Genomic DNA, 25622 nt, shown 5'->3' with positions numbered 1-25622 from the left:
GTGTTCTGAGAGGGAGCGAGGTTATGTTTTGGGAACCCCAAAACGCCTCGCTCCACCATGAGGGCGGAGGAATTTTGCTCCCGACGGTCGCAGAAAGTGAGTGTACCAACTGTAAACAGTATATCGAATGACAAGCATACAGGAACAGAATAGGAAAAAGGGCGGAAGACCGCCTACGGGCAGGGTTCGCAAGCTGTCGAAGTCTGTCACGGTGAAGTTCTCGAAGCCAAGCTACGAGGCTTTGAGACTGAGGGCGAGAAAAGCCAACCGCAAGTTGGCGGAGTACATCCGTGAGTCCGCCTTGAACGGCGAGGTGGTCAGCGGACACAATGCAGAGACGGTAGCCATCGCCAAGAATCTCATTGGCATGGCGAACAACCTCAACCAACTTACCAAGCTGTCGCATCAGAGAGGTTTCCATGAAACCCATGTATATGTGGTGGACTTGTTGAGAAGATTGAAAGAAATCCTTGGCGAGTTTCGCCAAGCAAGTTATAAACCGAAGCCAAGCAGTATGGGCAGAAAGGAGGATACCACATGATAGGCAAGCTAAAGAAAGGTGCATCCTTTGGTGGTTGCGTCCGCTACGTGACAGGCAAGGACGAGGCGAAAATCCTTGCCTCGGATGGAGTGTTACTCGGCACGAATGCCGAGATAGTACAAAGTTTTGAGCTGCAAAGATAGCTAAATCCAAGGATTAAGAAGCCTGTGGGGCACATAGCTTTGAGCTTCAAGCCCGAGGACAAGCCACGTTTGACGGATGATTTCATGGCTAAGATAGCCCTTGAATACATGCAAATGATGGGTATCAACGATACCCAATTCATTATCGTAAGGCATCACAACACGGACAATCCACATTGTCATATCGTGTATAACCGCATCAACAATGAGGGCAAACTCATATCAGACGCCCACGATTACAGGCGTAATGAGCAAGTGACCAAGGCTCTAAAATCCAAGTATGGATTGACTTACGGAACTGACAAGAGCAAGACTAACACTCGCAAATTGCGCAATGCGGAGCGTGCAAAATACGAGATACACAATGCTGTCAAGGATGCCTTGAAAGTCGCTGATAGTTGGCAAAAGTTCAAGAATGAACTTGCAAAGCGAGGTGTTCGCTTGGAACTTGTCTATAAGGACAAGGAACGAACCAAGGTACAAGGTATCCGTTTCTGCAAGGATGGATATAGCTTCAAAGGTACGCAGATTAGCCGAGGCTATAGCTTTGGCAAGCTGAATGCGAGATTTGAGGGAACGGAGAACCTTTTATCAGCAAGAGCCAGCTCTGCTCAGCAATATGAGCAGGGCTGTTGCAAGAATGAGCAGGTGCCATCCATATCGGAGAGCAGCCAGGACCCTTGGGACGGTATTTCTTCCATAGGACTTTTTGCTTCTGCCAATGCACAGACCTTTGAGCAATTCCCAGAGGATGAATCCACCAAGAAGAAAAAGAGGAAACGCAGAAGAGGCTTTAGCCTTTGATGCAAGTTACAAACCATTCAAACAACACCAGAACTATGAAAGAAGAAATGTTGGAAGCCATCTACGGCACTGTTGAGAGATTGGAGCAGAAAGTCGATGAACTTTCTGCTTCACCAAAGAACGCAGGAGCGGAAACTGTTCCTGCAAGTAATGACACAACCAGATTGGAGAACTCAATCATTGCAATGTTTGGTAAAGAAGAGGAAGCCATTGGTAAAATATCCAAATTAAGAGATGCCATTGTCGTTTTTGCTGACGTTATCAAGGTTGAACTTGGAAAAAATGAGCAGCGAAACAAGCTCTTGGTAGATGCTGTCAAGCAGATGAAACAAGAGCATACTGTCACCTCGAAGGCATTGCAGGAAAAACTTGAAGTAATGAACAAATCACCTCAAAAGAAGGTTGTAACCCATCGCTTCGAGCCAACCTCAAAGAAAGTTCTTCTTTTCATTGGTAGCTTGGCTCTGTCTCTTGTCCTCTCCATTTGGGGCAATCTCACCCAATGGCGAGAGCACCAAGATTGGGAGGAGGCAGACTTGAAATATAGGGCATTGAAGATGGTGCTTCCATCTAACGACCCGAACATTCGCTACATCGAAAAACATTTCAATGTCCAACGAGACGAAGACATAATTGATAAATTAAGAACCCAAGTTGATGTGTATGAAGATTCCGTCTATCACTACCACAAAATGGTTGAGATAGCATCATATAAAGATAGTATAGCAAGACAACTTATTGATGAATCAAATAGAATAAAGATGCAAGTAAACCGTAAAAAAAGTAAGTGAAAATGCTATTTTTGTATTATTATGCAAAGTGTAATCACGTATAACATAGTTTAATGTAGTTTAAATATTCTCTGAAAATTACTTTGTTTCAAAAAGTCTTCATATCTTTGTACTCGGAACACAAAATGATGCAAATAATTGCAGTTTGCTTTCGTTTTGGTACGATTGTTCCAATAACCTTTGTGCAAGGTTGAAACAACTCAGACCTTACTGAGAAAAATTAAAGGCATCGACAACACGGTGATGCTTGTTGGTTAAAAATACATTCTTATAAAAATACAGACAATGAAAAAGAATGAAATTGAAGATTTACTTCTCTCTGAAATGGAAGAGGTAAATGGTGGCAGTGGTTCTAGCACTTGTGTTTGTGAATATGGTGGAGCTGGCGAAACTATCGTGTCTCCATCAGTTCCAGATCAACCTGAAAAAGGTTGGGTAGAATGTTAAAATGTGGGTATGCCAGGAGTAACTTTCTATAATTAGTTGTGCTACTTTTGACATGCCCTTTAAAATATTGTATTATGAACTATATAAGATTAAATCCTCAATATATTATTCGCAATGAAAAATGTTGTTCGTATATTGTAAAATTGGAACAACAAGTAGATAACGACGTACAAGGAAATTCTGGGAATATCTTTGTCGTACCACCTGTAGTAGGATTTATTATATCTGAAATTGGTAAAAATACTACGACAATATCATTGCAAAAAATTTCTTTGTCATTGGGTATAGATATTGCCAAAATTGAATATTTTGTGAATAATTTAATCGGTAAAAATGAAAGTAGGTTTACTTATAAGTATCAAACATTTGTTATTCCCGCTCATTTATTGGTTTATAGTATGTTGCCAGACGAACGTAAATATTACTTTGAGCAGGGATATAGTCCATTTGACAAATTCATTAACAAGCGTCCTACAGTGCCTTTCAATGTTAGCATTATGGTGACAACGGCATGTAACACCAATTGTATTTATTGCTATGCAAAACGTAGTAAAAACCTTTCTATGCCATTACAAAAAATAGAAAGAATTATAGATGAATGCCATAAAATTGGAGTTTCTAACATAGCTTTAACTGGAGGTGATATTTTTGCACGTAAAGATTGGAAAGAACTTCTTGGATATACATTAAATAAAGGGTATTATCCATTTCTTTCGACAAAGACACCGTTGACAGAGGATGATGTTAAGTTGTTAAAGGGTATCGGTATTGACAAAATGCAATTTTCTTTAGATTCAATTGATGGTGGCATCATACAAGTAATGGTTGGTGGCTCTAAAGCATATGTTGAAAAAGTAAAGAAGATGTTTTTGTATTGCCAACAAAATGGCGTGTCTTTAAATGTCAGAAGTGTTATAACTATCCATAATGGAACTGTTGAAAATTTCAAAGAGTTGTATGATTTTTTGTCTCAATTCGAAAATATTATTGATTGGGTAATAACTCCTGCATTTTATTCTGAGTTTAAGGAAGAATACAAAGACTATACACCAAGAAATGAGCAATTGGCATCTATTTCATCATATGTAGATGCTCAAAAGAAACATTTCCCAATCTTTTTAAATAAAATAAATAAGTGTGGGTATCAGTTGAAGAGATTTAAGACTGTTAACGAGTTTGTAAGTAACAATCAAATATGCCATGCAGGAAATTATATGCTGTCTATTTTGACTACAGGAATATGCACACCTTGTGAAATGCTTTATGACAATCCAGACTTTGTTCTTGGGAATATATATAATTTCCCATTAAAAACAATTTGGAATTCACCAAAAGCATTAGAGATATGTACATTTAGTCAAATTGAAAAGAGAGACACAAACTCTCCTTGTAAGCATTGCAAAGTTATTGATATTTGTCGCAAATCTATAAATAGACGTGTATGTTTTGTCGATATATCTAAGACTTTAGGTAAAGGCTATTTTGATTACCCAGACCCAAGATGTCCAAATTCTACCGTGACAGGTTATATTTTATAGCAAAACTGAAATATGAGATATTTTGTAGTTTTTTTAATTTACATAAGTTGTAATCTTGCTTGTATTGCACAAAGCATAACAGGAAAAATTGTAGATGAGCAGGGAAATGCAATACAATTTGCCAATGTTGCTATGCTACAATCAAAAGATTCTGTATTTGTTAAAGGTGTTGTTAGTGATGAAAATGGCAGTTTTATACTTAATACGCCTCATCAAAATGGAATTGTCAAGGTAACATGTATAGGATATAGGACTGTTTTCTTAAATGTAACTGATGATAATCTTGGTGTTATTGTTTTAAAAGAGGAATCTATGACATTAGGAGATGTCATCGTAAAATCTTCTTTACCCAAGAGTAAGTTGAAGAATGGGGCTGTTATCACAACCGTGGCTGGCTCAATATTGGAAAAAACGGGAAACATATACAATTTGCTTGACCGAATTCCCAATGTCACTACGCAAAACGGGAAAATCAATATCTTTGGAATTGGTGAACCAGTGATTTACATTAATGGCAAAAAGGTTAGGGATAATACGGAATTGGACCGCTTGAACCCAGATGAAATAAGCACTGTGGAGGTAAAACAAAATCCGGGAGCGCAATATGCCTCAAATGTAAAGGCGGTTATACGTATCAATACGAAAAAAAGAACAAAAGATGGATTCGGATTTGAAACGAGGACATTTGGGAAAAATGATGAAAACTCAAGAATTGGTGGATATGAGCAACTGAACATAAACTATCAGAAGAAAGGTCTTGAGACATTCACTGTCTTGAAGATTAAAGACGCTGAAAGTTCAATCAAGCAAGATCTCGTTCAAAACACCTATGTCGACAATGTTTGGCATCAACGCAATGATATTAAGGGTAGCATAAGAAACAGGCAATTATATTGCGGACTAGGAGTTAACTATCAGATAAGCAATAATAGTTTTATAGGTGCAAGTTTCAACTTCAACCGCATGTTCAATAAAGCTGTAAGCAATATAGCGACAACCATATATAAAGATTATGCCTTCACGGAAGAATCCGCAAGTGACATAGCAAAACCAGGCAACATGAGCCTTGCAAGTAGTAACGTTTATTATATGGGGAAAATAGGCATCGTGGACATAAATTTTAATACCGATTGGCTTTGGGACAAAGATTTCTCCAAAGTAAATACCCTTGAAAGGTACCAAGAGTATGGAGGCGATTGGCAGGATAAAGCTGTACATACAAAAACAAATACCAAGAATGAGCTTTTTGCTTCCAAGCTGACATTGACTTTGCCATTTTGGAAAGGACAACTTTCTTTCGGAGGAGAATACTCTAATACTAACCGTAACAGTTCGTATGATGTTCAGCCTATGGGATTATTGGACAAACAGGATAACAGAATCAAGGAGGGCATGGCCTCTGTGTTTTGTGATTATACACGGAAATTCGGGCAATTGAGAGTCCTTGCGGGAATAAGGTATGAGAATACGGATTTTAATTATTATGAAGAAGGAAAAAGAATCCCCGAACAAAGTAAGAGGTATGGGAATCTCCTTCCTTCATTATCATTATCCCTTCCGGTAGGAAAAACCCAAATGCAATTAAGCTATGGAGCTACAATAAAGCGTCCTTCATATTATGATATGCGGTCAGGAATAGGGTATGATAATCGTTATACTTATGAATCAGGAAACCCCTTCCTTGTCTCGGAAATAAGCCGTAACATTAATTATATGGTGTCTTACAAATGGCTTATGGCTGAGGGCATTTATACTCATGTATCTGATCCAATTGTGATGTTAACTCAGTCGTACAAGGACAATCCTAATATAGCGTTAATACAAAATGTGAATTGGAAACCATATAATCGTATCGGGGCTTCGCTTTCCGCAAGTCCCAAATTTGGAATATGGCATCCCTCTTTGCGTTTCCATTTCTTCAAGCAATGGTTTGACATGGAAACTCATGGAGGGCACGGTCTTGACAATCCAAAGATTACGGTGCGTTTTGATAATACTATAGATACTAAGTTCTGTACAATCTCCCTGCTGCTAACAGCGCAGACTAAGGGTGACGATGAAACTTCTTATATGTACCGTAATTATTTCAGCTCGAATTTATCAATATATAAATCGTTTCTGAAAGGAAAAATGGTAGTGTTCTTTTATGCTAATGATTTGCTCGGTACAGGGAATATGCATAGTAAAATGTACTCCGGAAGTATGCGAGAAATAATTCATCATGATTACTCAATAAGTGAATATTCTCTAACTATCCGATATAGATTTAATGTGGCAAAAAAGAAGTATAAAGGTACAGGGGCAGGACAAAGTCAAAAAAGTAGGATGAGTCTATAATGTTCAAAAATGAGAAAAATAACAATAATATTTCAACACGACTCCATGCAATGTGGCATAGCTTGCTTGCAGATGGTATGCAAATATTTCGGCAGAGAATACTCTTTGGATTCTCTGTCGAAACTTTGTTTTGCCACCACGGAAGGTGTTTCCATGCTTGGCATTAATGAAGCAGCCAACACGCTTGGATTGCATACGATAAGTGCAAGGGTAACCACTACTATGTTAGGTAAAGCCCCTTTGCCTAGCATCCTTCACTGGGACCAAAACCATTTTGTAGTCTTATATAAGGTCAAGAAAGGCAAGAAGTTTTATGTAGCTGACCCAGGAAAAGGATTGGTAACTTATGGCTTGGATGAGTTCAAGCAACATTGGATAAGCACGAAATCTAATGGCGAGGACAAGGGCATTGCCATGTTCTTGGAAACCACTCCTGCTTTCTTTACCTATAAGATGGAGGACGAAGAACACATCAAAGAGAAGAGGTCTTTCCGCTTTCTCCTTGGATATGTGAGGAAATATCGCAAGTATTTCGGACAAATTATCTTGGGTCTGGTAGTCGGAAGCCTCCTGCAGCTTGTCCTGCCATTCCTTACCCAATCTATCGTGGATGTCGGTATCAAGAACCAAGATATAGGTTTTGTTTGGCTGATACTCTTGGGGCAGTTGATGCTTACAATCAGCCGAACGGCAATAGACTTTATCCGCAGATGGTTGTTGCTTCACATATCCTTACGCATCAACATATCATTGGTAAGTGACTTCTTCATCAAGCTATTGAAACTGCCTATGTCTTTCTTTGATACGAAACTCATGGGCGACTTGATGCAAAGAATGAACGACCATACCCGTGTGAACAACTTCCTTACGCAGCAGACGCTCAACATCACCTTTGCCGTGCTAACCTTTGTGGTATTCTCGGTGGTACTGTTCTTCTACAACAAGTTGGTGTTTACCATCTTTTTGTTGGGAAGCATCCTCTATGGTGCATGGATGACCTTGTTCTTGAAGCGGAGGAAGGTGCTTGACTATGAGTTGTTCGAGCAGCAAGCCATCAACAATAACAAAACTTATGAGTTTATCACCTATATGCAGGAAATCAAGTTGCAGGATTGTGAGCAACGTAGAAGATGGGAATGGGAGGACACACAAGCTGAGCTATTCGGCGTGCAGATGAAGTCGCTCAAACTCCAACAGACACAGGAAGCTGGAAGTATTTTCATCAACGAGGTGAAGAACATCATCATCACGGTAGTCGCTGCAACTGCCGTGATTCATGGGCAAATGACACTCGGTATGATGCTTGCCGTGCAATACATCATCGGACAGCTCAACTCGCCTGTGGAGCAACTGATGAACTTCTTCTATTCTCTGCAAGATGTGAAGATTAGCTTGGAGCGAATCAACGAGATTCACCAGATGGATGATGAGAATGGAAAGGAAGGCTTGCTAACTTCTATTGAAGATAAGAATGAGGGCATTGACATCAAGAACATCATGTTCAAGTACGACCCACATGCTTTGCGCAAAACCATAGACGATGTGAGCATTCACATTCCGCAAGGTAAGGTAACAGCCATCGTTGGCGCATCTGGCAGTGGAAAGACCACCCTCATCCGTTTGATGCTTGGTTATTATCCTGTCTTGGAGGGAACAATCAACATTGGAAATACTGACATCAACAAACTCAACAAAAAGTGGTGGCGCAGACAATGTGGTGTTGTCATGCAGGATGGTGTTATCTTCTCGGAGAGTATCGCAAGAAACATTGCCGTTGACGATGGCGACATAGACAAGGAACGGTTGTTGAAAGCTGCCGAGATAGCTTGTATCAAGGACTATGTGATGGCTTTGCCTCTGAAGTTCAACACCAAGATTGGACGTGATGGCGTGGGACTGAGCCAGGGACAGAAACAACGCATCTTGATAGCGAGGGCGGTGTATAAGAATCCCGACTACATCTTCCTTGACGAGGCGACCAACTCGCTCGATGCCAACAACGAGAGGAGCATCGTCGAGAACTTGGATAAGTTCTATAAGGGTAAGACTGTTGTGATTGTAGCTCATCGCCTAAGCACAGTGAAGAATGCCGACCAAATCGTGGTCATCGACCATGGCAAAGTGGTTGAGGAAGGCAACCATGAGTCTTTGACCGCCAAGCGAGGAGCATACTATAATCTTGTGAAGAATCAGTTGGAATTGGGAAACTAAAATGCTTTTGACATGGAACAGAAAGAAAAAGAAACAGATAATATCGAGTTGAGAAGCGAGAAGGTGAGGAACGTGATAGGCAAGGTTCCTCCTCGCCTCGTCAGCTTGGGAACGGTTGTCATTACGATAATAGTCCTCGCCCTCGCAGTTGCTTTCTACAAGATACCTTATCCTATATCCATAGATGCTAATGGTGAGGTCATCAATCAAAGAACAGTGCAAGTGTTTGTGCCATATAAGTATTTGTACCTTTTCGATGAGCCAAGGACGGCTCATGTATCTTTCGAGGGCAACGATAATGCATCTTGTAACTGCGACATCACAAGCCATAAAGCCAGGCTCATACATAGGGAAGATGGTAACTATTTTATGGCTATAGCCACTGTGAGTACACAGGGACAAAAGTCCCCTGTGTTGCAAAAGTACATGAAAGCCGATGTCAGAATCATCGTCAGCAACAAAACGTTATGGCAGCAGGTATTCGGATAAGCTATATCCGAATACTGCTGTTTGTTTTTGGATACATATTGTTGGTAAGCATCAGATTTAACTCAAAAAGTTCTAAATTCCGTAAATTTCTCCTTGCTAGTTATGGGATATTTAGAAAATTGTCGTATCTTTGTCCCCGAATTGAGGCGTTCTTTGCATATTGCAAAATACAGAAACGAGCAGAAGTCCGCTCGTTTCCATATTGTTACCTATATAATATAGGCAAACGCCCAACTTCTTGATTTTCAATCAAAGTCCAATTTAGAGCGAGTTAGAATTATTAACTTTTTAGCCCATTTTCTATCTTTTTTACACCTAAATGGCTCAAAACAGAGACTTTTAAATCTTCTTCTTATAGCAGCGATGACGGCGATGCTGTTCGCTCTCCAGATACTGCCACTGGCTCTGAACACCGGTATTGGTCTCCATCTGCGGCATTGCCTCAGCCCATTTAAAGCCATAACGGTGATACTGCTCTATCAGATCGGCAAAAATAAGCGCGTTGGCTCCCTTCTTGCGATATTCCGGAAGAACACCTATCAAGAGCAAATCTACCGTATCCGTCTTGTGCCACTTCAGAACCTTCAGCACCTTCAGCCAACCCGTAGGGAAAAGCTTGCCATCGCCTATCTCGCGCAGCGCATCGGTAAACGAAGGGAAGGAAACACCGAAGGCTACCAGCTTGTTGCCAGCGTTGCCATCCACCACACCCGTTACCAGGTTCAAGTCAGCCTTCTTGATATAAGTATTTACATATTCATCTATCTGCTTCTCCGTAAGCTGCTGGAAATCATAGAGATTCTTATAAGTCTCGTTCACGATTTCGAACACCTTCCTGCCCATTCCTCCCGAGGTCAGTTCCCGGCGGGTGAACTTATGAACATGCAGATTATATCGGCTCTCTATCATCTGGGCAGTCTTGGCAAACTTAGCCGGCGTCACTTCCGGAATCCTGATGCGGTACTCCAGCCAGTCGTTATCCTTCTCATAGAGCGGATAACTCTCCATATGCGTCTTGTAATAAGGATAATTGTAATTGATATACATCGTAGACTTCCGATCGAAGCCCTCGATGAGCAAGCCTTCACGGTCCATATCCGTAAATCCGAGCGGACCTACACATTCGTTCATTCCCTTGCTCTTGCCCCAGTTTTCTACCGTGCGCAACAAGGCACAGGAAACCGCTACATTATCCACAAAATCGAACCAACCGAAGCGAACCTGCTTCTTGTTCCACTCTTCGTTGGCACGATGGTTGATAATGGCAGCAATTCTACCTACGATACGAGCCTCGCTGTCAACCGCCAGGAAGTATTGAGCCTCACAGAATTCGAAGGCAGGATTCTTCTTTGGGTCCAGCGTATTCATCTCGTCGAAACGCAAAAAAGGAATGGCAAACTTATGGCCTCTGTAGAGATCATAATGAAACTGAATGAAGGTTTTCAACCCCTTTTTTGTTGTTACCGGTATGATTCTTATCTCATCATTCATTAGTAAATTGTTTTTTGTATATATATTCAATTGCGGTGCAAAAATACAATAAATTTACGAATAATGCAACTCTTTTCTTATAAATTTATAAAAGTTTGTTCATAATTGTCCAACTTTGTGGATATTTATGTACCTTTGCAGGTTGAAATGCCCCAAAAGAGCATCATAAAGTTATGAAGAAAGAGAAAAGAGACAACTATACGTTCCTCACTCATGCCCCTGTGCATCATGTGATTTTTACGATGGCCATACCAACGATTATCAGTATGCTGTCGACGAGCATGTACAATCTCGCCGACACCTATTTCGTGGGCAGCATCAACACGCAGAGTGTGGCAGCGGTAGGCGTTTCCTTTGCAGCAATGGCTGTGATTCAGGCGATAGGTTTCTTCTTCGGTCACGGAGCGGGCAATTATGTTTCGCGACAGTTGGGCGCCAAGCATACGGAAGAGGCACAGAAGATGGCAACAACAGGCTTTGTGCTGAGTTTTCTTACCGGTCTCCTCATAGCCATTCTGGGGCATCTTTTCCTCACACCGCTCTGCCTGCTGATGGGTTCTACGCCCACCATTCTTCCTTATACAGAGCGTTATCTGGGCATTATCCTGCTGGGTGCTCCCTTTATGACCACCTCGCTTACGCTGAATAATCTGATGCGATTTCAGGGCAATACGATGTATGCGATGAAAGGCATCATGTCGGGTGTGCTGCTCAATCTGATTCTGGCTCCTCTGCTCATTCTCTACTTCCAACTGGGCATTACCGGAGCCGCCGTAGCCACCCTCATCAGCCAGTGTTTCGGCTGCGCCATGCTGTTCTGGATGACGTATAAAGGCGAGAACATCCGCATCCGTCTCAGCAATTTCACCCCTACCCGCGCCTTTGCCAAGGAGATTATCTTCGGCGGAACCCCTTCGCTGTCAAGACAGGGACTGGGAAGTATCGCTACGCTGATGCTCAATGTGGCAGCAGGTGCGTTTGGCGATGCAGCCATTGCGGGCATGAGCATCGTTACCCGCATCTCCTTCTTCACCTATGCGATGGTTATCGGTCTGGGGCAGGGATTCCAGCCGCTCTGCGGATTCTGCTACGGCGCCAAACTCTATGGGCGCGTAAAGGAAGCCTTCTTTTTCTGCATCAAATGCGGCACGGTTTTCCTCAGCGTCTGTGCCCTTCTCGGCTTCATCTTCTCAACTTCCATCATCAGTATCTTCCGCGATGATGCAGCGGTTGTAGCCGTAGGTTCGGTGGCTTTGCGATGGCAGGTGCTCAGTTTTCCGCTCGTAGCCAGCATCGTGCTCACCAACATGCTAATGCAGACCATCCGTAAACCGGTGAGAGCCAACATCGTAGCGGCAGCACGCAGCGGACTTTTCTTCATTCCGCTCATCTTCATCCTCCCCTATTTCTTCGGACTGCTGGGCGTGGAGATGTGTCAGATGTGGGCAGATTGCTGCTCGTTTGCCGTTGCGGTTCCGATAGCCTGGAGCGCTTTCAGGGATATGAGAAGAGAGCAGATGGAACTTGGGAAAAGCCACTAGAATAAAAGAAAATACTTGAGATAAGAGAAAATACTTGAGATAAGAGAAATACTTGAGATAAGAGAAATGGAGAAAACTTATTACATAGGATTGGACGTTGGCTCTACGACAGCCAAAATAGCCGTTATCGACAGCGATAACCGGGTAATTTACTCAAAATACGAACGCCACAACGCTCGTGTCAACGAACTTGTGTCGCAATATTTCGATGAGATTTTAGCCCTCACGGGCGATGCAGAGGCAAGAATCTGCGTAACGGGAAGCGTAGGAATGGCTACTGCCGAACAGCTCCAGGCGGAGTTTGTACAGGAGGTGGTGGCTGCATCGGTCTATGCCCGTACGGCTCATCCTGAGGCGAAAGCGCTCATCGATATTGGTGGCGAGGACGCGAAGGTTATCTTCTTCAAGGAAAACGGAAATATGGAACTGCGCATGAACGGCAACTGTGCTGGCGGAACGGGCGCTTTCATCGACCAGATGAGTGTGCTGATGGGCGTAGAAAACCAGAAGATGAGCGAGTTGGCGATGAAGGCAGAGCACGTTTATCCGATGGCTGCCCGCTGCGGCGTATTTGCCAAGACCGACATCCAGAACCTGATGGCGCGCAATCTGCCCGAAGCCGATATTGCAGCCAGCATCTTCCATTCCATCGCCGTACAGACGGTGGTTACGCTTTCTCACGGCATCAGCTTCGAGGCTCCTATCCTGCTCTGCGGCGGTCCGCTTACCTTTCTTCCGGCTCTCCGCAAGGCTTTCTGCGATTATCTCCATCTCTCTCCAAACGATTTCATCGTATCAGGAAACAGCAATCTCATTCCGGCTCTGGGCTGTGCTTACCGGGCTAAATCGGCAGATTCTGCAGCCTCAGTTTCTGTACTCAGAAGTCGGATGAAAAAAGAAATACAAACGGAATGGACCAGCAGTCTGCTGCCTCTGTTCAAGAATGAGAAAGAGCACCAGGAATGGCTCAAATCTAAGGCTAAATTCGCTACCGAAACCCAACCGCTGAATAAAGGAAAACAGCAGGTTGTGATTGGTATTGACTCGGGCTCTACTACGACGAAGATTGTTGCGGTAAGGGTGAATGCGGAGACACCTACGGGAGATATTGTCTTTACCAATTACCGCCTGAATCTGGGAAATCCGATCAAGGCAGTAGCGGATGGACTGAACGCCCTGAAGCAGGAAGCAGCATTGCGAGGCGCTGAACTGGAAATCGTAGGGTCCTGCTCTACAGGTTACGGCGAAGAACTCATCAAGGCGGCTTTCGGACTCGACAGCGGCATTATCGAAACAATGGCGCACGAAAGAGCGGCTGCCTCACTCATGCCCGACGTGAGTTTTATCCTGGACATCGGCGGACAGGACATGAAGGCTATCTTCGTGGAGAAAGGGGCTGTGGTGCGCATGGAACTCAACGAGGCGTGCAGTTCGGGCTGCGGAACGTTTATCCAGACCTTTGCCAACAATATGGGTTATTCTGTAGGCGATTTTGCTCAACTCGCCTGCCAGTCGAAGGCTCCCTGCGACCTGGGAACCCGCTGCACCGTCTTCATGAACTCGAAGGTGAAGCAGGTGCTCAGAGAGGGCGCATCTGTAGCTGATATTTCTGCCGGAATCTCTTATTCGGTCATCAAGAACTGTCTTTATAAGGTATTGAAACTCCATGGTAATGAGAACCTTGGAGGCAAAATCGTTGTGCAGGGTGGTACGATGAGAAACGATGCGGTGGTAAGAGCATTTGAGTTGCTCACCCATACCGAAGTGGCACGAAGCAACATGCCTGAACTGATGGGCGCCTACGGCTGTGCCCTTCATGCGGCGGCAGATTACAAGCATCGCACATCTGGAGAAGACGAGCAACCTGCCTCATCAAGATCCATCGATGATCTCCAGAATCTGGCTCATTATGAAACCAAACAGCTGCAATGCAAAGGCTGCGAAAACCATTGTTATGTTTCCCGCTACACCTTTGCCGGCGGCAACCGATTCTACTCAGGAAACAAGTGTGAGCGAGTGTTCAACAACAAAGGAGCAAACGGGATAAAAGGCAAAAATATTTACGAATACAAATACAGTTTACTCTTTGATAGAGAGACAGTTAACCAACCTGCTACCGCGTTTCACGGTACATGGGTAGGCATTCCTCGCATCCTCAATATGTACGAGGAATATCCGTTCTGGAATGCGCTGCTCCGGGCAGCCGGATTGGGCGTGATTCTCTCTTCAGATTCCACTTTCAGCCAGTATGAAGGAGCCTTGAATACGGTGATGAGCGATAATATCTGCTTCCCGGCTAAACTGGCTCACAGTCATCTGAAGGAACTCAACGAGAACCCGAAGGTTGACCGCATCCTCATGCCATACGTGGTTTATGAGCATAATGACGACCCGAAGAATACGCTGAACAGCTTCAACTGTCCGGTCGTTTCTGGCTACAGCGATGTCATCAAGTCGGTCATCAATCTGAAGAAACCGATCGATACACCCGTCATCAACTTTGCCCAGCCTAAGGCGCTGGAAAAACAGATTACCGATTATCTCAAGCAACTGGGAGTAAGCAAGAAGACTGCCCATAAAGCGCTGAGAGAGGCCCTCTATGCTCAGGCAGTATATGCAGCTGAGATTAAGAAACAGGGCTGGGAGATTCTGAAGCCAAACAAGGGACTTACGATTCTGCTGGCGGGCCGTCCTTATCATACAGACCCGCTGATTCAGCACAAGCTGAGCGAGATGATTGCCAATCTGGGAGTCAACGTCATCAGCGAAGACATCGCCCGGGGTAATCTCTTTGCAGATTTTAAAGACTTCAATCTGGAGAACCTGGCGGCAGAAAGAAATGAGGCAGCATTAGCCAGCCAGGACAACAACGAAGCATACAACTGTCAGCCAGAGACTTATCTCGTAAAGCAATGGGCGTATATGAACCGCATTCTGAAGGCAGCGCAATGGGCAGCCGAACAGGGCGATGAGGTTCATTTCGTCCAGATGACCAGCTTCGGCTGCGGCCCTGACAGTTTTATCCAGGACGAGATTCGCGACATCATGAAGCGCCACAACAAGCCGTTCACGCTGCTGAAGATAGATGATGTAAGCAATATCGGCTCATTGAAACTCCGTGTCCGCTCGCTGATAGAAAGCCTGAAGGGAGTAAAGGAAGTGAAGAGTGAAGAACGAAGAGTGAAAAATTCAACAGCTGAAGAAATTCAACATTCAACACTCAACATTCAACATTTACAGCAGACCAAGGTATTCACCAAGCAGGACATTCATCGCAAGATTCTCGCTCCTTTCATGACCGAATACCTCACCCCTATCATTCCGCCTATCCTGAAACTGATAGGCTATGATGTAGAGGTACTTCCGATGAGCGATGAGGTAAGCGCCGAACTCGGCTTGAAGTTTGCCAACAACGAAGTCTGTTATCCGGCAACCCTCATCGTCGGCGACATCATCAAAGCCTTGAAATCAGGCAGATACGACCTGAACAATACGGCAGTAGTGATGAGTCAGACGGGCGGTCAGTGTCGCGCAACCAACTACGCCGGTCTCATCAAGCGTGCGATGATTTCCAATGGATTCCAGGACATTCCGCTGCTCACGCTCGGTGTAACAGCCTCAACAGGCGAAGCATCAGGCTCAACAGACGACAAACAAGACTACAACGAGCAGGACGGCTTCAATGTACCTTGGCTGAAATACAGTCAGATTATCGTTACCGCCATTTTCTATGGCGATGCAATCAACGAGATGTACAACGCCTGCATCGTAAGAGAGCGCAAACCGGGCATTGCCAGAGAGTTGCGCGATAAATACATGCAGCTGATAGACGGACCTATCGCCCAGAATTCAGCCAAAGGACTCATCCGACTCCTGGAACAGGCAGCCGAAGAATTCAACCAGTTGACCCTCGACAGAACGTTGCCGAAGGTAGGAATCGTAGGCGAAATCTTCCTGAAGTTCAATCCTTTCGCCCACCAGTTCCTGGAGCAGAACATCATTTCGCGCGGCATTGAGGTGGTTCCGCCTCTGCTTGCCCCCTTCTTCCTGCAGGAATTTGTGAACGTGGAGATACAGAAACACATGCGGCTGAGTTGCACCAAAGTGCCCGATTTCATCATCAAGGGCGCTTATCAGGCGCTGATAGGCAGAAGATTGCGCCAGGTAAACAAGGCAGCCGGCAAGTTCCGCTACTTCCGTCCGTTCACCAATATCTATGATGATGCGAAGGACGTACAGGGACTGGTTTCGCTCGCAGCCCAGTTTGGCGAAGGCTGGCTTCTGCCTGCCGACATCGTAGGTTACATCCGTGATGGCGTGAACAACATCATCTCGCTCCAGCCTTTCGGTTGCATCGCTAACCACGTGATTTCCAAGGGCATCGAGAAACGTCTCCACGACCGTTTCCCTACACTCAACCTCGTATCACTCGACTTCGATTCCGGTGTTTCAGAGGTAAACGTCACCAACCGACTGCTCCTCTTCCTGGACAGCATCGCAAAATAAGACAAGCCAGACCCATGTACGGTAAAACACCGTACATGGGTCTTTCCGTCTTTCCTCCCTCAAAAAATCACTCTAAAAAATACAAAAAACCATAGCTATTTCTTTGTCATTCAAGAAAATAATCGTATCTTTGCACTCAAATTTTATTGAGACATTAAGAAAATGAGTAAAGATACATTAACTCATCAGCTGACAGAGACCATCGAGGAGCTTTCGAGCGCCGAATCTTTGAAGGGTCTCTTCCATCAGCATCGAGACGGGAATCCACTTCCTTCGGGCAAGGCGCTCGAAGAAATCATCAGTTTGTCCCGTTCTATCCTCTTTCCGGGATATTTCGGCAATTCTTCGGTAAATATCTCAACCATCAAATATCACATTGGAGTAAGAGTAGAGAAACTCTATGAGATGCTGTCAGAGCAAATTCTCGCCGGTCTCTGCTTCGCCAACGACTGCGAAACGGAAACCCAGGCTGAACTGCAGCACCAGCGTGCCAAGGCAGGCGTGATTGCAGCCAAGGCAATCATGGAATTTCCGAGACTGCGCAAGATTCTGGCTACCGATGTAGAGGCTGCCTACGAGGGCGACCCAGCTGCCATGAGCCACGGAGAAATCATCTCCTGCTACCCGGTCATCAAGGCGATTACCAACTACCGCATCGCCCACGTACTGCACGAACTGGGAGTGCCGCTCATTCCGAGAATGATGACTGAGCTGGCGCATTCGGAAACCGGTATTGACATCAACCCGGAGGCTACCATCGGCAAGCACTTCACCATCGACCACGGTACGGGTGTGGTGATTGGAGCTACCTGCATCATCGGCGACAATGTGAAACTCTACCAGGGTGTTACCCTCGGAGCCAAGAGTTTCCCACTCGATAAGGACGGCAATCCTATCAAGGGAATCCCTCGCCACCCTATCCTCGAAAATGATGTCATCGTCTACGCCAATGCCACCATCCTCGGTCGCATCACCATCGGAGAAGGCTGCGTAGTGGGAGCCAACGTATGGGTTACCAAGGATATGAAACCCAAAACAAAGAAATATAAAAAAGAAAAACAAAGTTTATTAGATATAGAATTCAATAATGGAACAGGAATTTGAACTCATTGCCAAGACCTTCATGGGCCTCGAGCCTGTCTTGGCTGAAGAGCTCACCCAGTTGGGTGCCAATAATGTACAGATCGGTCGCCGCATGGTGTCTTTCACAGGCGACAAGGAAATGATGTATCGTGCTAACTTCCAGTTGCACACAGCCATCCGTATCTTAAAGCCTATCAAGCACTTCAAGGCTAGAAGCGCTGAAGAGGTGTATGATCAGATCCAGAAGATCAAGTGGGATGACATCTTAGACGTGAAGAAGACTTTCTCTGTTGACTCAGTAGTCTACTCAGAGGAGTTCCGCAACTCACGCTTCGTAACCTACAAGGTAAAGGATGCGATTGTTGACTGGTTCCGCGAGAAGCAGGGTACACGTCCAAATATCAGCGTATCTAACCCGGATATCCGCCTCAACATCCACATTGCAGAAGACAATGCCACCTTGAGTCTCGATTCGAGTGGTGAGAGTCTGCACCGCCGTGGCTACCGCCAGGAGCAGGTAGAGGCTCCTCTGAACGAGGTTCTCGCTGCAGGTATGATTCTGATGACTGGCTGGAAGGGCGAATGCGATTTCATCGACCCGATGTGTGGTTCAGGTACCATCGCCATCGAAGCTGCCCTCATCGCCCGCAACATCTCTCCAGGTGTATTCCGCAAGGAGTTTGCTTTCGAGAAATGGAACGATTTTGACCAGGATCTCTTCGATATGATTTATAACGACGACTCTCAGGAGCGCGAGTTCGAGCACCATATCTATGGTTACGATGTTGACATGAAGGCTGTCAATACAGCTAATCTCAACGTTCGTGCTGCCGGACTGAGCAAGGATATCACCATCGCCCAGCAGGACTTCAAGGACTTCACCCAGCCTGCCGAGAAGAGCATCATCGTGATGAACCCTCCATACGGTGAGCGCATCTCTACCCCTAACCTCCTGAACACCTACAAGATGATAGGTGAGCGCTTCAAGAAGGCTTTTGCCGGCAACGAGGCTTGGGTATTGAGCTACCGCGAGGAGTGCTTCGAACAGATTGGTCTGAAACCATCTATCAAGATTCCTGTATTCAACGGAAGCTTGGAGTGCGAATTCCGCAAGTATGTGATGTTCGACGGCAAGATGAAGGACTTCCGTTCTGAAGGCGGTATAGTGAAGACTGAGCGCGAGAAGAGCGAGATGGCTCAGAAGCACCGTTTCAAGAAGGAGCGTGAATTCAAGAAGCGTGTAAGCGAGGAGACTGAAAACGAAGAGGACGATATCCGTTCTTTCAAGTTCCATACTCACCGTCTGGAAGACTTCGAGAAGAAGCGTGCTGAGTTCCATAAGGGCGGCCGTTCACGTATCGGTGGCGGTCGACGCAATGATGACGACGATGACAAGCGTGGCAGCCGTAGCTTCAAGGGCGACCGCAAGGGTGGCCGTGACTTCGGTGGCAAGCGCGACGGAAAGCGTTTCGAGAAAGGCGACAAGCGTGGTGGCTTCAAGGGCGACAAACGTGGTGGCCGTGATTTCGGAGGCAAGCGCGGAGGCAAGAAGAACTTCAGCGTTGACTTCGACGACGAGGATTAAAGACATATCGACCCATGCGTCGTGTTTCACGACGCATGGGTGGTAAACCCGATAAAGTAAAGTAAAGAATATAATGAATCTGAAGAATTCAATTTATAAATTATCTTTTGCTGCTATGATCATAATGGCTATGAATGCAACCGACTTACAGGCTCAGGACGTGGTTCCTGCTCAGAAAGGCGAGAAAACCTTTACATTGGAAGACCTGAACTTCGGCGGCAACAACTATCGTAACATGGTAGCTAAGAACCGCTGGTGCACCTGGTGGGGCAATGAACTCGTTCGCCAGGATGTAGATGCCTGCTATCTCGTCAACAAGACGACAGGCAAGGAGACCAAACTCTTCGGCATCAATGACATCAACCAGTGGATTGCTCCTACCAAAGACATCAAGGTAAGAGCCCTCTACAATGCTATCTTCCCTTTTGCAGGCAAGAACATCGTGATGGTAAGCAACGGCAGCAAGACTTATACCGTAGACTTCAAGAAGCATAAGCTGCTGAGCGAGATGGATTATGCTGACGGCGAGAACCTCCTGGAGGCCAACGCCCAGCAGAACGCCTTCGCCTATCTGAAGGGCAGCAACCTCTATGTGCGTACCTTCGATGTAACAAGCAACGCCCTGACAAAAGAGAAGAAATCTCACGATTTCCAGCTTTCAAAGGACGGAAGCCGCGAAATTGTTTATGGACAGAGTGTTCACCGCGATGAGTTCGGTATCAGCAAGGGAACCTTCTGGAGTCCGAACGGCGAACTGCTCGCCTTCTATCGCATGGACCAGAGTATGGTAACCGACTATCCACAGGTCGACATCCCGGAAATCGGTTTCAATCATCCTGAAACACAGAGTTGCATTGCTACTCCTGCACCAGACAAGTATCCGATGACTGGCGAGACATCACACAAGGTAACCGTAGGCGTGTTCGACTGCATGACCGGCAAGACCATCTATCTGAAGGCTGGCGATCCAACCGACCGCTACTTCACCAACATCGCATGGAGTCCGGACAGCAAGACCATCTATATGTTCGAACTGAACCGCGACCAGAACGACTGCCGTCTGACTGCCTACAATGCAGAAACCGGCGAGAAGACAGGCGAGCTCTATCGCGAAACCGACGAGAAATACGTGGAGCCTTGCCACCCTATCCAGTTCCTGCCTTGGGACAGCAACAGCTTTATCATGCAGAGCCGCAAGGATGGCTACAACCACCTCTATCTCTGCACCCTGGGCAAGCACGGAAGCCGCATGGCAAGCAATACAGAATCACTTGAAATCAAGCAGTTGACTTCCGGCAAATGGGAGGTAATGGAAGTACTCGGTTTCAACAGCAAGCGCAAGAGCATCATCATCGCATCCAACGAGAAGTCGCCTATCCAGAGAAACATCTTTGCCGTAGATACAAAAACCGGCAAGCGTACGCTGGTAGATGATTGCGGCAAGGGATGGCACAGCGCCACTTTGAGCGAGAACGGACAGTATGTCTTCGACAACTACTCTACTCCTACCGTGCCTCGCAAGATTGCCCTCGTGAATACCGAGAACGGCAAGCGCACCGCATACTTCACAGCCGAGAACCCTTGGAAGGGCTACAATGTGCCTGAGTACAGCTGCGGTACCATCAAGGCTGCCGATGGCGAAACAGACCTCTACTGGAGAATGGTGAAGCCGGTAAACTTCGATCCAAACAAGAAGTATCCTACCATTATATATGTATATGGTGGACCTCATGCCCACAACGTAGATGCCCGCTGGAACTACTCTAGCCGTGGTTGGGAAACCTACATGGCAGAAAAGGGCTATCTGCTCTTCATCCTCGACAACCGTGGAAGCGAGAACCGTGGCAAGGCTTTCGAGCAGGCTACCTTCCGCCAGCTCGGACAGATTGAGATGCAAGACCAGATGAAGGGCGTGGAATATCTGAAGACCCTGCCTTACGTAGATGCAGACAAGATTGGCGTTCACGGCTGGAGCTTCGGCGGATTCATGACCATCTCGCTGATGACCAACCACCCTGATGTGTTCAAGGTAGGCGTAGCAGGCGGTCCGGTAATCGACTGGCACTGGTACGAGGTGATGTATGGCGAGCGCTATATGGACACCCCACAGACCAACCCAGAGGGTTACAGGAAGACCTCCCTGCTCTATCAGGCAAAGAACCTGAAGGGCAAGCTGCAGATTATCCAGGGCTTGAACGATGTGACTGTAGTGCCACAGCACTGCCTCACCTTCCTCAAGGCTTGCATCGCAGCAGGCACCCAGCCAGACTTCTTCGTCTATCCTGGCGAGCCTCACAACATGAGAGGTCATCAGAGCACTCATCTGCATGAGCGCATCAGCAATTATTTCTTCGATTATCTCAAGTAAATATCTAGGAGTAAACATTCTCCGAAAAGGGGAGTTTACTTCTACATCAAATAACAAACAATAACTTACAGCAAATGAAAATTTTATTGTTAGGAGGCGGTGGCCGCGAGCACGCCTTAGCATGGAAAATCGCTCAGAGCGAGAAGTGTGAAAAACTCTTCATCGCTCCTGGTAATGCCGGTACTCAGAATGTCGGCGAGAACGTAGATATCAAGGCAGACGACTTTGAGGCGCTCAAGAACTTCACAGTAGAGAATGGCGTTGATATGGTGGTAGTTGGTCCGGAAGACCCATTGGTAAAGGGTGTTTACGATGACTTCAAGAACGATCCTCGCACCCAGAACATCCCTGTCATCGGTCCATCAAAGGCTGGCGCCGTATTGGAAGGCAGCAAGGACTTCGCCAAGAAGTTCATGAAGCGCCACAACATCCCTACTGCCCAGTATGAGACTTTCGACGGCGAGCACGTAGAGGAAGGCTTGAAATTTCTGGAGACACTGAAGGCTCCATACGTACTGAAGGCTGACGGTTTGTGCGCCGGTAAGGGCGTTCTCATTCTCCCTACCCTGGAAGAGGCTAAGAAGGAGTTCAAGGAGATGCTCGGCGGTATGTTCGGCAACGCTTCTGCACGCGTAGTCATCGAGGAATTCCTCAGCGGCATTGAGTGCTCTGTATTCGTATTGACCGACGGCAAGAACTACAAGATTCTGCCTGAGGCTAAGGATTACAAGCGCATCGGCGAGCACGATACCGGTCTGAATACCGGCGGTATGGGTAGCGTTACCCCTGTACCATTCGCTACCAAGGAGTGGATGCAGAAGGTTGACGAGCGCATCATCCGTCCTACCGTAGAGGGACTTGCTGAGGAGAACATCGACTATAAGGGATTCATCTTCTTCGGATTGATTAATGTAGAAGGCGAGCCTATGGTAATCGAGTACAACTGCCGTATGGGTGACCCTGAGACAGAGAGCGTGATGCTCCGCCTGAAGAGCGACATCGTGGATCTCTTCGAAGGTGTAGCAGCAGGCGATTTGGACAAGCGCAGCATCGAGTTTGACGAGCGTGCAGCAGTCTGCGTGATGCTCGTAAGCGGCGGTTATCCTGAGGCTTACAAGAAGGGTTATCCTATCCAGGGCATCGACGATGTAGAAGGTTCGGTAGTATTCCACTCCGGTACAGCCATGAAGGATGGTCAGGTAGTAACCAACGGTGGTCGTGTCATCTGCGTAAGCAGCTACGGCAAGGACAAGGAAGAAGCCCTGAAGAAGAGCTTTGCTGAGGCACAGAAGATCCAGTTCACCGACAAGTACTTCCGTTCTGATATCGGACAGGACCTTTAGATTTTAATGTTGAATGGTGAATGTTGAATGTTGAATTAGGCTAGCGCCCTTGAGTCCGTTAGGCAATTCAACATTCAACATTCAACATTCAACATTGTTTTAAGCATTCAACATTGAATTAGATGTTAAGAAAGAAAACTTTTCAAAATAAAGTAGCGGCTAGCCGCTACTCTTTACCTATTACTGCAACCCTTGCCACGCTGGTTTGGGTTGCAGTAGGTTTATTGGTATCCAATATCTGGGTAGAATTTGCTTTTACAGCCATGTGTACCCTGCTGATGGTGGAACTGAACAACCGTAATGCCCTCATGCGTACCTACAGCCGAATGGTATCCTGCAGTTTTCTGGCATTAATGACGATGGCAGGACTCCCCCAACTCTCTTTAAAAAGCAGTATTGTGACGATGTGTTTCATCGCCTTTTATCTCATTATCTGGAATTGCTATCAGGATAAGCGCTCTACAGGCTGGACTTTCTACGCCTTTGCCTGCATCGGTCTGGCATCGATGGTTTTCGTACAGATAGGCTATTTCATGCCTATCCTGTGGATCATGATGATGGTGTTTACCCTCTCGTTTAGCGTAAAGACATTCTTTGCATCCCTGGTAGGTCTCATCGTGCCCTATTGGTTTGCAGCCGGTTATTTCTTCTATACCGACAACATACAGGGTCTGGCTGACCACTTCTGCGAATTCATCAGCTACAGCGAACTCTTTGATTATTCGCAGGTTACCGACCATCAGGTACTGAACCTGAGTTTCGTTACCCTGCTCACCATCATCGGTTCCATCCACTTCATACGCACCAGCTACGGCGATAAGATACGAACCCGCATGATCTACGAAACGTTTATCATGATATCGGTTGCCTGCATCATCTTCATCGTCCTCCAGCCTCGACATATACAGGAACTGGGCGGCATCCTGATTGTAAATACAGCACCGCTTATCGCCCATTTCATCACATTCACCAGAGGTAAGTTTACCAACATCTCCTTCATCCTGCTGCTCATCATGCTGGTACTTATCATGGCTTACAACATACTCGTACCAGAGAGCATCTTACTATGAGTTGGATTATCAGTTTCTTAATCGACTGGGGCTATTGGGGCATGCTTGCTGCAGCTTTTCTGGCAGGTTCTTTCTTCCCATTCAGCAGCGAGGCAGTAATGGCAGGCTTGCAGGCAGCTGGACTAGAGCCTCTCCCCCTCGTTATCTACGGTAGCATCGGCAATGTGCTTGGTTCCATGTTCAACTACGGTGTGGGCAGAATGGGTAAGATGGAATGGATAGAGAAATACCTGCATGTGAAGAAAAAAAGTCTGGATAAGGCTGAACGTTTCATGGCAGGCAGAGGCGCCTGGATGGGATTCTTCGCCTTTCTCCCACTATTGGGAAGTGCCATCACCATCGTTTTAGGCTTGACAAGAGCCAATATTCCGATTTCGATACTCAGTATCACCATCGGAAAAGTACTAAGATATGTTTTATTGGTCTATGGACTGAGTTTTATCGTTTAATTATGAAGAGATTTTTATACCTTATTATAATATGCGCCCTAATGGTTGGCTGCAAAAGCAACCAGCAAAAGGCTGGCATGGCTGAAAGTAATGCCAAGCCTACTGTAACCGTTACCATCCCTCCCTACCAATATTTCGTAGATAAGATTGCCGAAGACAAGGTAGATGTCAACGTAATGGTATCGAATGGTAACAATCCAGAGACTTACGAGCCATACGCCCAGCAGATGATGGAACTCTCCAGGAGTGCCCTCTATCTGAAAGTGGGAAGCATCGGTTTCGAACAGACCTGGATGAAGAAACTGCAGGACAACGCTCCTGACATGAAGGTGATAGATACCTCCACAGGCATCACGCCCGCCAAGACACCAGGCGGCAATACCGACCCGCATGTATGGATGAGTTGCAGCAACGCCCGCATCATAGCCAGCAACATCCTCAAGGCGCTCTGCGAACTGGAGCCGAAGAACAAGGCGTTCTTCGAGAAGAACTACCAGTCGCTGCTCAGCATCATCGACAAGCGAGACAGCATCATCAGAAAGAGTTTCAAGGATAATCCGGAGATGGTTCGCAAGTTCGTCATCTATCACCCTATCCTCACCTACTTTGCCCGTGATTACCAGCTGGAGCAACTTGCCATAGAGGAAGAAGGCAGGGAGCCGAGTGCTGCCCAGCTGAAGAGCCTCATCGAGAGAGCAAGAAAAGAGAAGATCAAATATTGCCTCATACAAGCAGAGTTTGCCAACCGCAACACCAATACTTTCATCAAGGAAAGCCAGACCAAGCCAATGGATATCAATCCATTGCAGGGAGACTGGAACTGGGCGATGCAGGAAGCGGCAGCAGCGGTACAAGGCAAGAAAATCGTTGTTGGGAAGTAAAAAC

Annotated in this window: 17 protein-coding genes and 1 pseudogene; 17 read left to right on the top strand and 1 reads right to left on the bottom strand. The window is 46.0% G+C overall.

Translation table 11 applies throughout. The features are described 5' to 3' along the window. Positions 1-127 precede the first annotated feature (127 nt). The 8 genes and pseudogenes from ONT18_RS00510 (at position 128) to ONT18_RS00475 (ending at position 9301) form a co-directional block, all read left to right on the top strand. A complete protein-coding gene (locus ONT18_RS00510; protein ID WP_264903559.1) occupies positions 128-541 on the top strand; it encodes a MobC family plasmid mobilization relaxosome protein in 414 nt (137 codons plus the stop codon). Next, positions 538-1488, top strand: a pseudogene (locus ONT18_RS00505) (relaxase/mobilization nuclease domain-containing protein). The gene ONT18_RS00510 and the pseudogene ONT18_RS00505 overlap by 4 nt, the downstream one beginning before the upstream one ends. A gap of 35 nt (positions 1489-1523) precedes the next feature. Next, positions 1524-2279, top strand: coding sequence for a hypothetical protein (locus tag ONT18_RS00500; protein WP_264903558.1), 756 nt, complete (start codon positions 1524-1526; stop codon positions 2277-2279). Between the two features lie 285 nt (positions 2280-2564). Further along, entirely contained in the window at positions 2565-2726 is a 162-nt protein-coding gene (locus ONT18_RS00495) for a hypothetical protein (protein WP_176930815.1), read from the top strand. 74 nt (positions 2727-2800) lie between these two features. Next, a complete protein-coding gene (locus ONT18_RS00490) occupies positions 2801-4264 on the top strand; it encodes a radical SAM/SPASM domain-containing protein (RefSeq protein WP_153122230.1) in 1464 nt (487 codons plus the stop codon). A 12-nt stretch (positions 4265-4276) separates the two neighbouring features. Continuing rightward, entirely contained in the window at positions 4277-6601 is a 2325-nt protein-coding gene (locus ONT18_RS00485; RefSeq protein WP_153122229.1) for a TonB-dependent receptor domain-containing protein, read from the top strand. 9 nt (positions 6602-6610) lie between these two features. Further along, complete coding sequence (locus ONT18_RS00480) at positions 6611-8812, top strand: peptidase domain-containing ABC transporter (RefSeq protein ID WP_264903557.1); 2202 nt, start codon at positions 6611-6613, stop codon at positions 8810-8812. 12 nt (positions 8813-8824) lie between these two features. Continuing rightward, positions 8825-9301, top strand: coding sequence for a hypothetical protein (locus tag ONT18_RS00475; RefSeq protein ID WP_264903556.1), 477 nt, complete (start codon positions 8825-8827; stop codon positions 9299-9301). A 339-nt stretch (positions 9302-9640) separates the two neighbouring features. On the opposite strand, the gene ONT18_RS00470 is transcribed toward ONT18_RS00475, so the two are convergent. Then, entirely contained in the window at positions 9641-10792 is a 1152-nt protein-coding gene (locus ONT18_RS00470) for an N-acetyltransferase (RefSeq protein WP_264903555.1), read from the bottom strand. 173 nt (positions 10793-10965) lie between these two features. Here ONT18_RS00470 and ONT18_RS00465 point away from each other — a divergent pair, with 173 nt between their 5' ends. From ONT18_RS00465 to ONT18_RS00425, 9 genes are all read left to right on the top strand, one after another. After that, positions 10966-12333, top strand: a complete 1368-nt coding sequence (locus ONT18_RS00465) for an MATE family efflux transporter (protein ID WP_264903554.1) — start codon at positions 10966-10968, stop codon at positions 12331-12333. A gap of 66 nt (positions 12334-12399) precedes the next feature. Beyond that, entirely contained in the window at positions 12400-16839 is a 4440-nt protein-coding gene (locus ONT18_RS00460) for an acyl-CoA dehydratase activase-related protein (RefSeq protein WP_264903553.1), read from the top strand. 162 nt (positions 16840-17001) lie between these two features. Continuing rightward, a complete protein-coding gene (locus ONT18_RS00455) occupies positions 17002-17943 on the top strand; it encodes a serine O-acetyltransferase (RefSeq protein WP_117694464.1) in 942 nt (313 codons plus the stop codon). After that, positions 17927-19507, top strand: a complete 1581-nt coding sequence (locus tag ONT18_RS00450; protein ID WP_022120474.1) for a THUMP domain-containing protein — start codon at positions 17927-17929, stop codon at positions 19505-19507. Before ONT18_RS00455 ends, ONT18_RS00450 begins: the two co-directional genes overlap by 17 nt. A 124-nt stretch (positions 19508-19631) precedes the next feature. Then, positions 19632-21875, top strand: coding sequence for a S9 family peptidase (locus ONT18_RS00445; RefSeq protein WP_264903552.1), 2244 nt, complete (start codon positions 19632-19634; stop codon positions 21873-21875). A gap of 74 nt (positions 21876-21949) precedes the next feature. Next, on the top strand, positions 21950-23218 hold the full coding sequence (purD, locus tag ONT18_RS00440; protein WP_117587961.1) for a phosphoribosylamine--glycine ligase: 1269 nt from the start codon (positions 21950-21952) through the stop codon (positions 23216-23218). A 122-nt stretch (positions 23219-23340) separates the two neighbouring features. Next, on the top strand, positions 23341-24288 hold the full coding sequence (locus ONT18_RS00435; RefSeq protein ID WP_264903551.1) for a hypothetical protein: 948 nt from the start codon (positions 23341-23343) through the stop codon (positions 24286-24288). Further along, the gene (locus ONT18_RS00430) at positions 24285-24737 is read left to right on the top strand and encodes a YqaA family protein (RefSeq protein ID WP_118063560.1); all 453 of its coding nucleotides are present in this window, start codon (positions 24285-24287) and stop codon (positions 24735-24737) included. The genes ONT18_RS00435 and ONT18_RS00430 overlap by 4 nt, the downstream gene beginning before the upstream one ends. Positions 24738-24814: 77 nt before the next feature. Continuing rightward, on the top strand, positions 24815-25618 hold the full coding sequence (locus tag ONT18_RS00425) for a metal ABC transporter solute-binding protein, Zn/Mn family (RefSeq protein ID WP_264903550.1): 804 nt from the start codon (positions 24815-24817) through the stop codon (positions 25616-25618). Positions 25619-25622: the final 4 nt, after the last annotated feature.

It is taken from the genome of Segatella copri (assembly GCF_026015295.1).
Taxonomy (GTDB): domain Bacteria; phylum Bacteroidota; class Bacteroidia; order Bacteroidales; family Bacteroidaceae; genus Prevotella; species Prevotella copri_C.
This window is presented reverse-complemented; position numbering and strand designations above follow the sequence as displayed.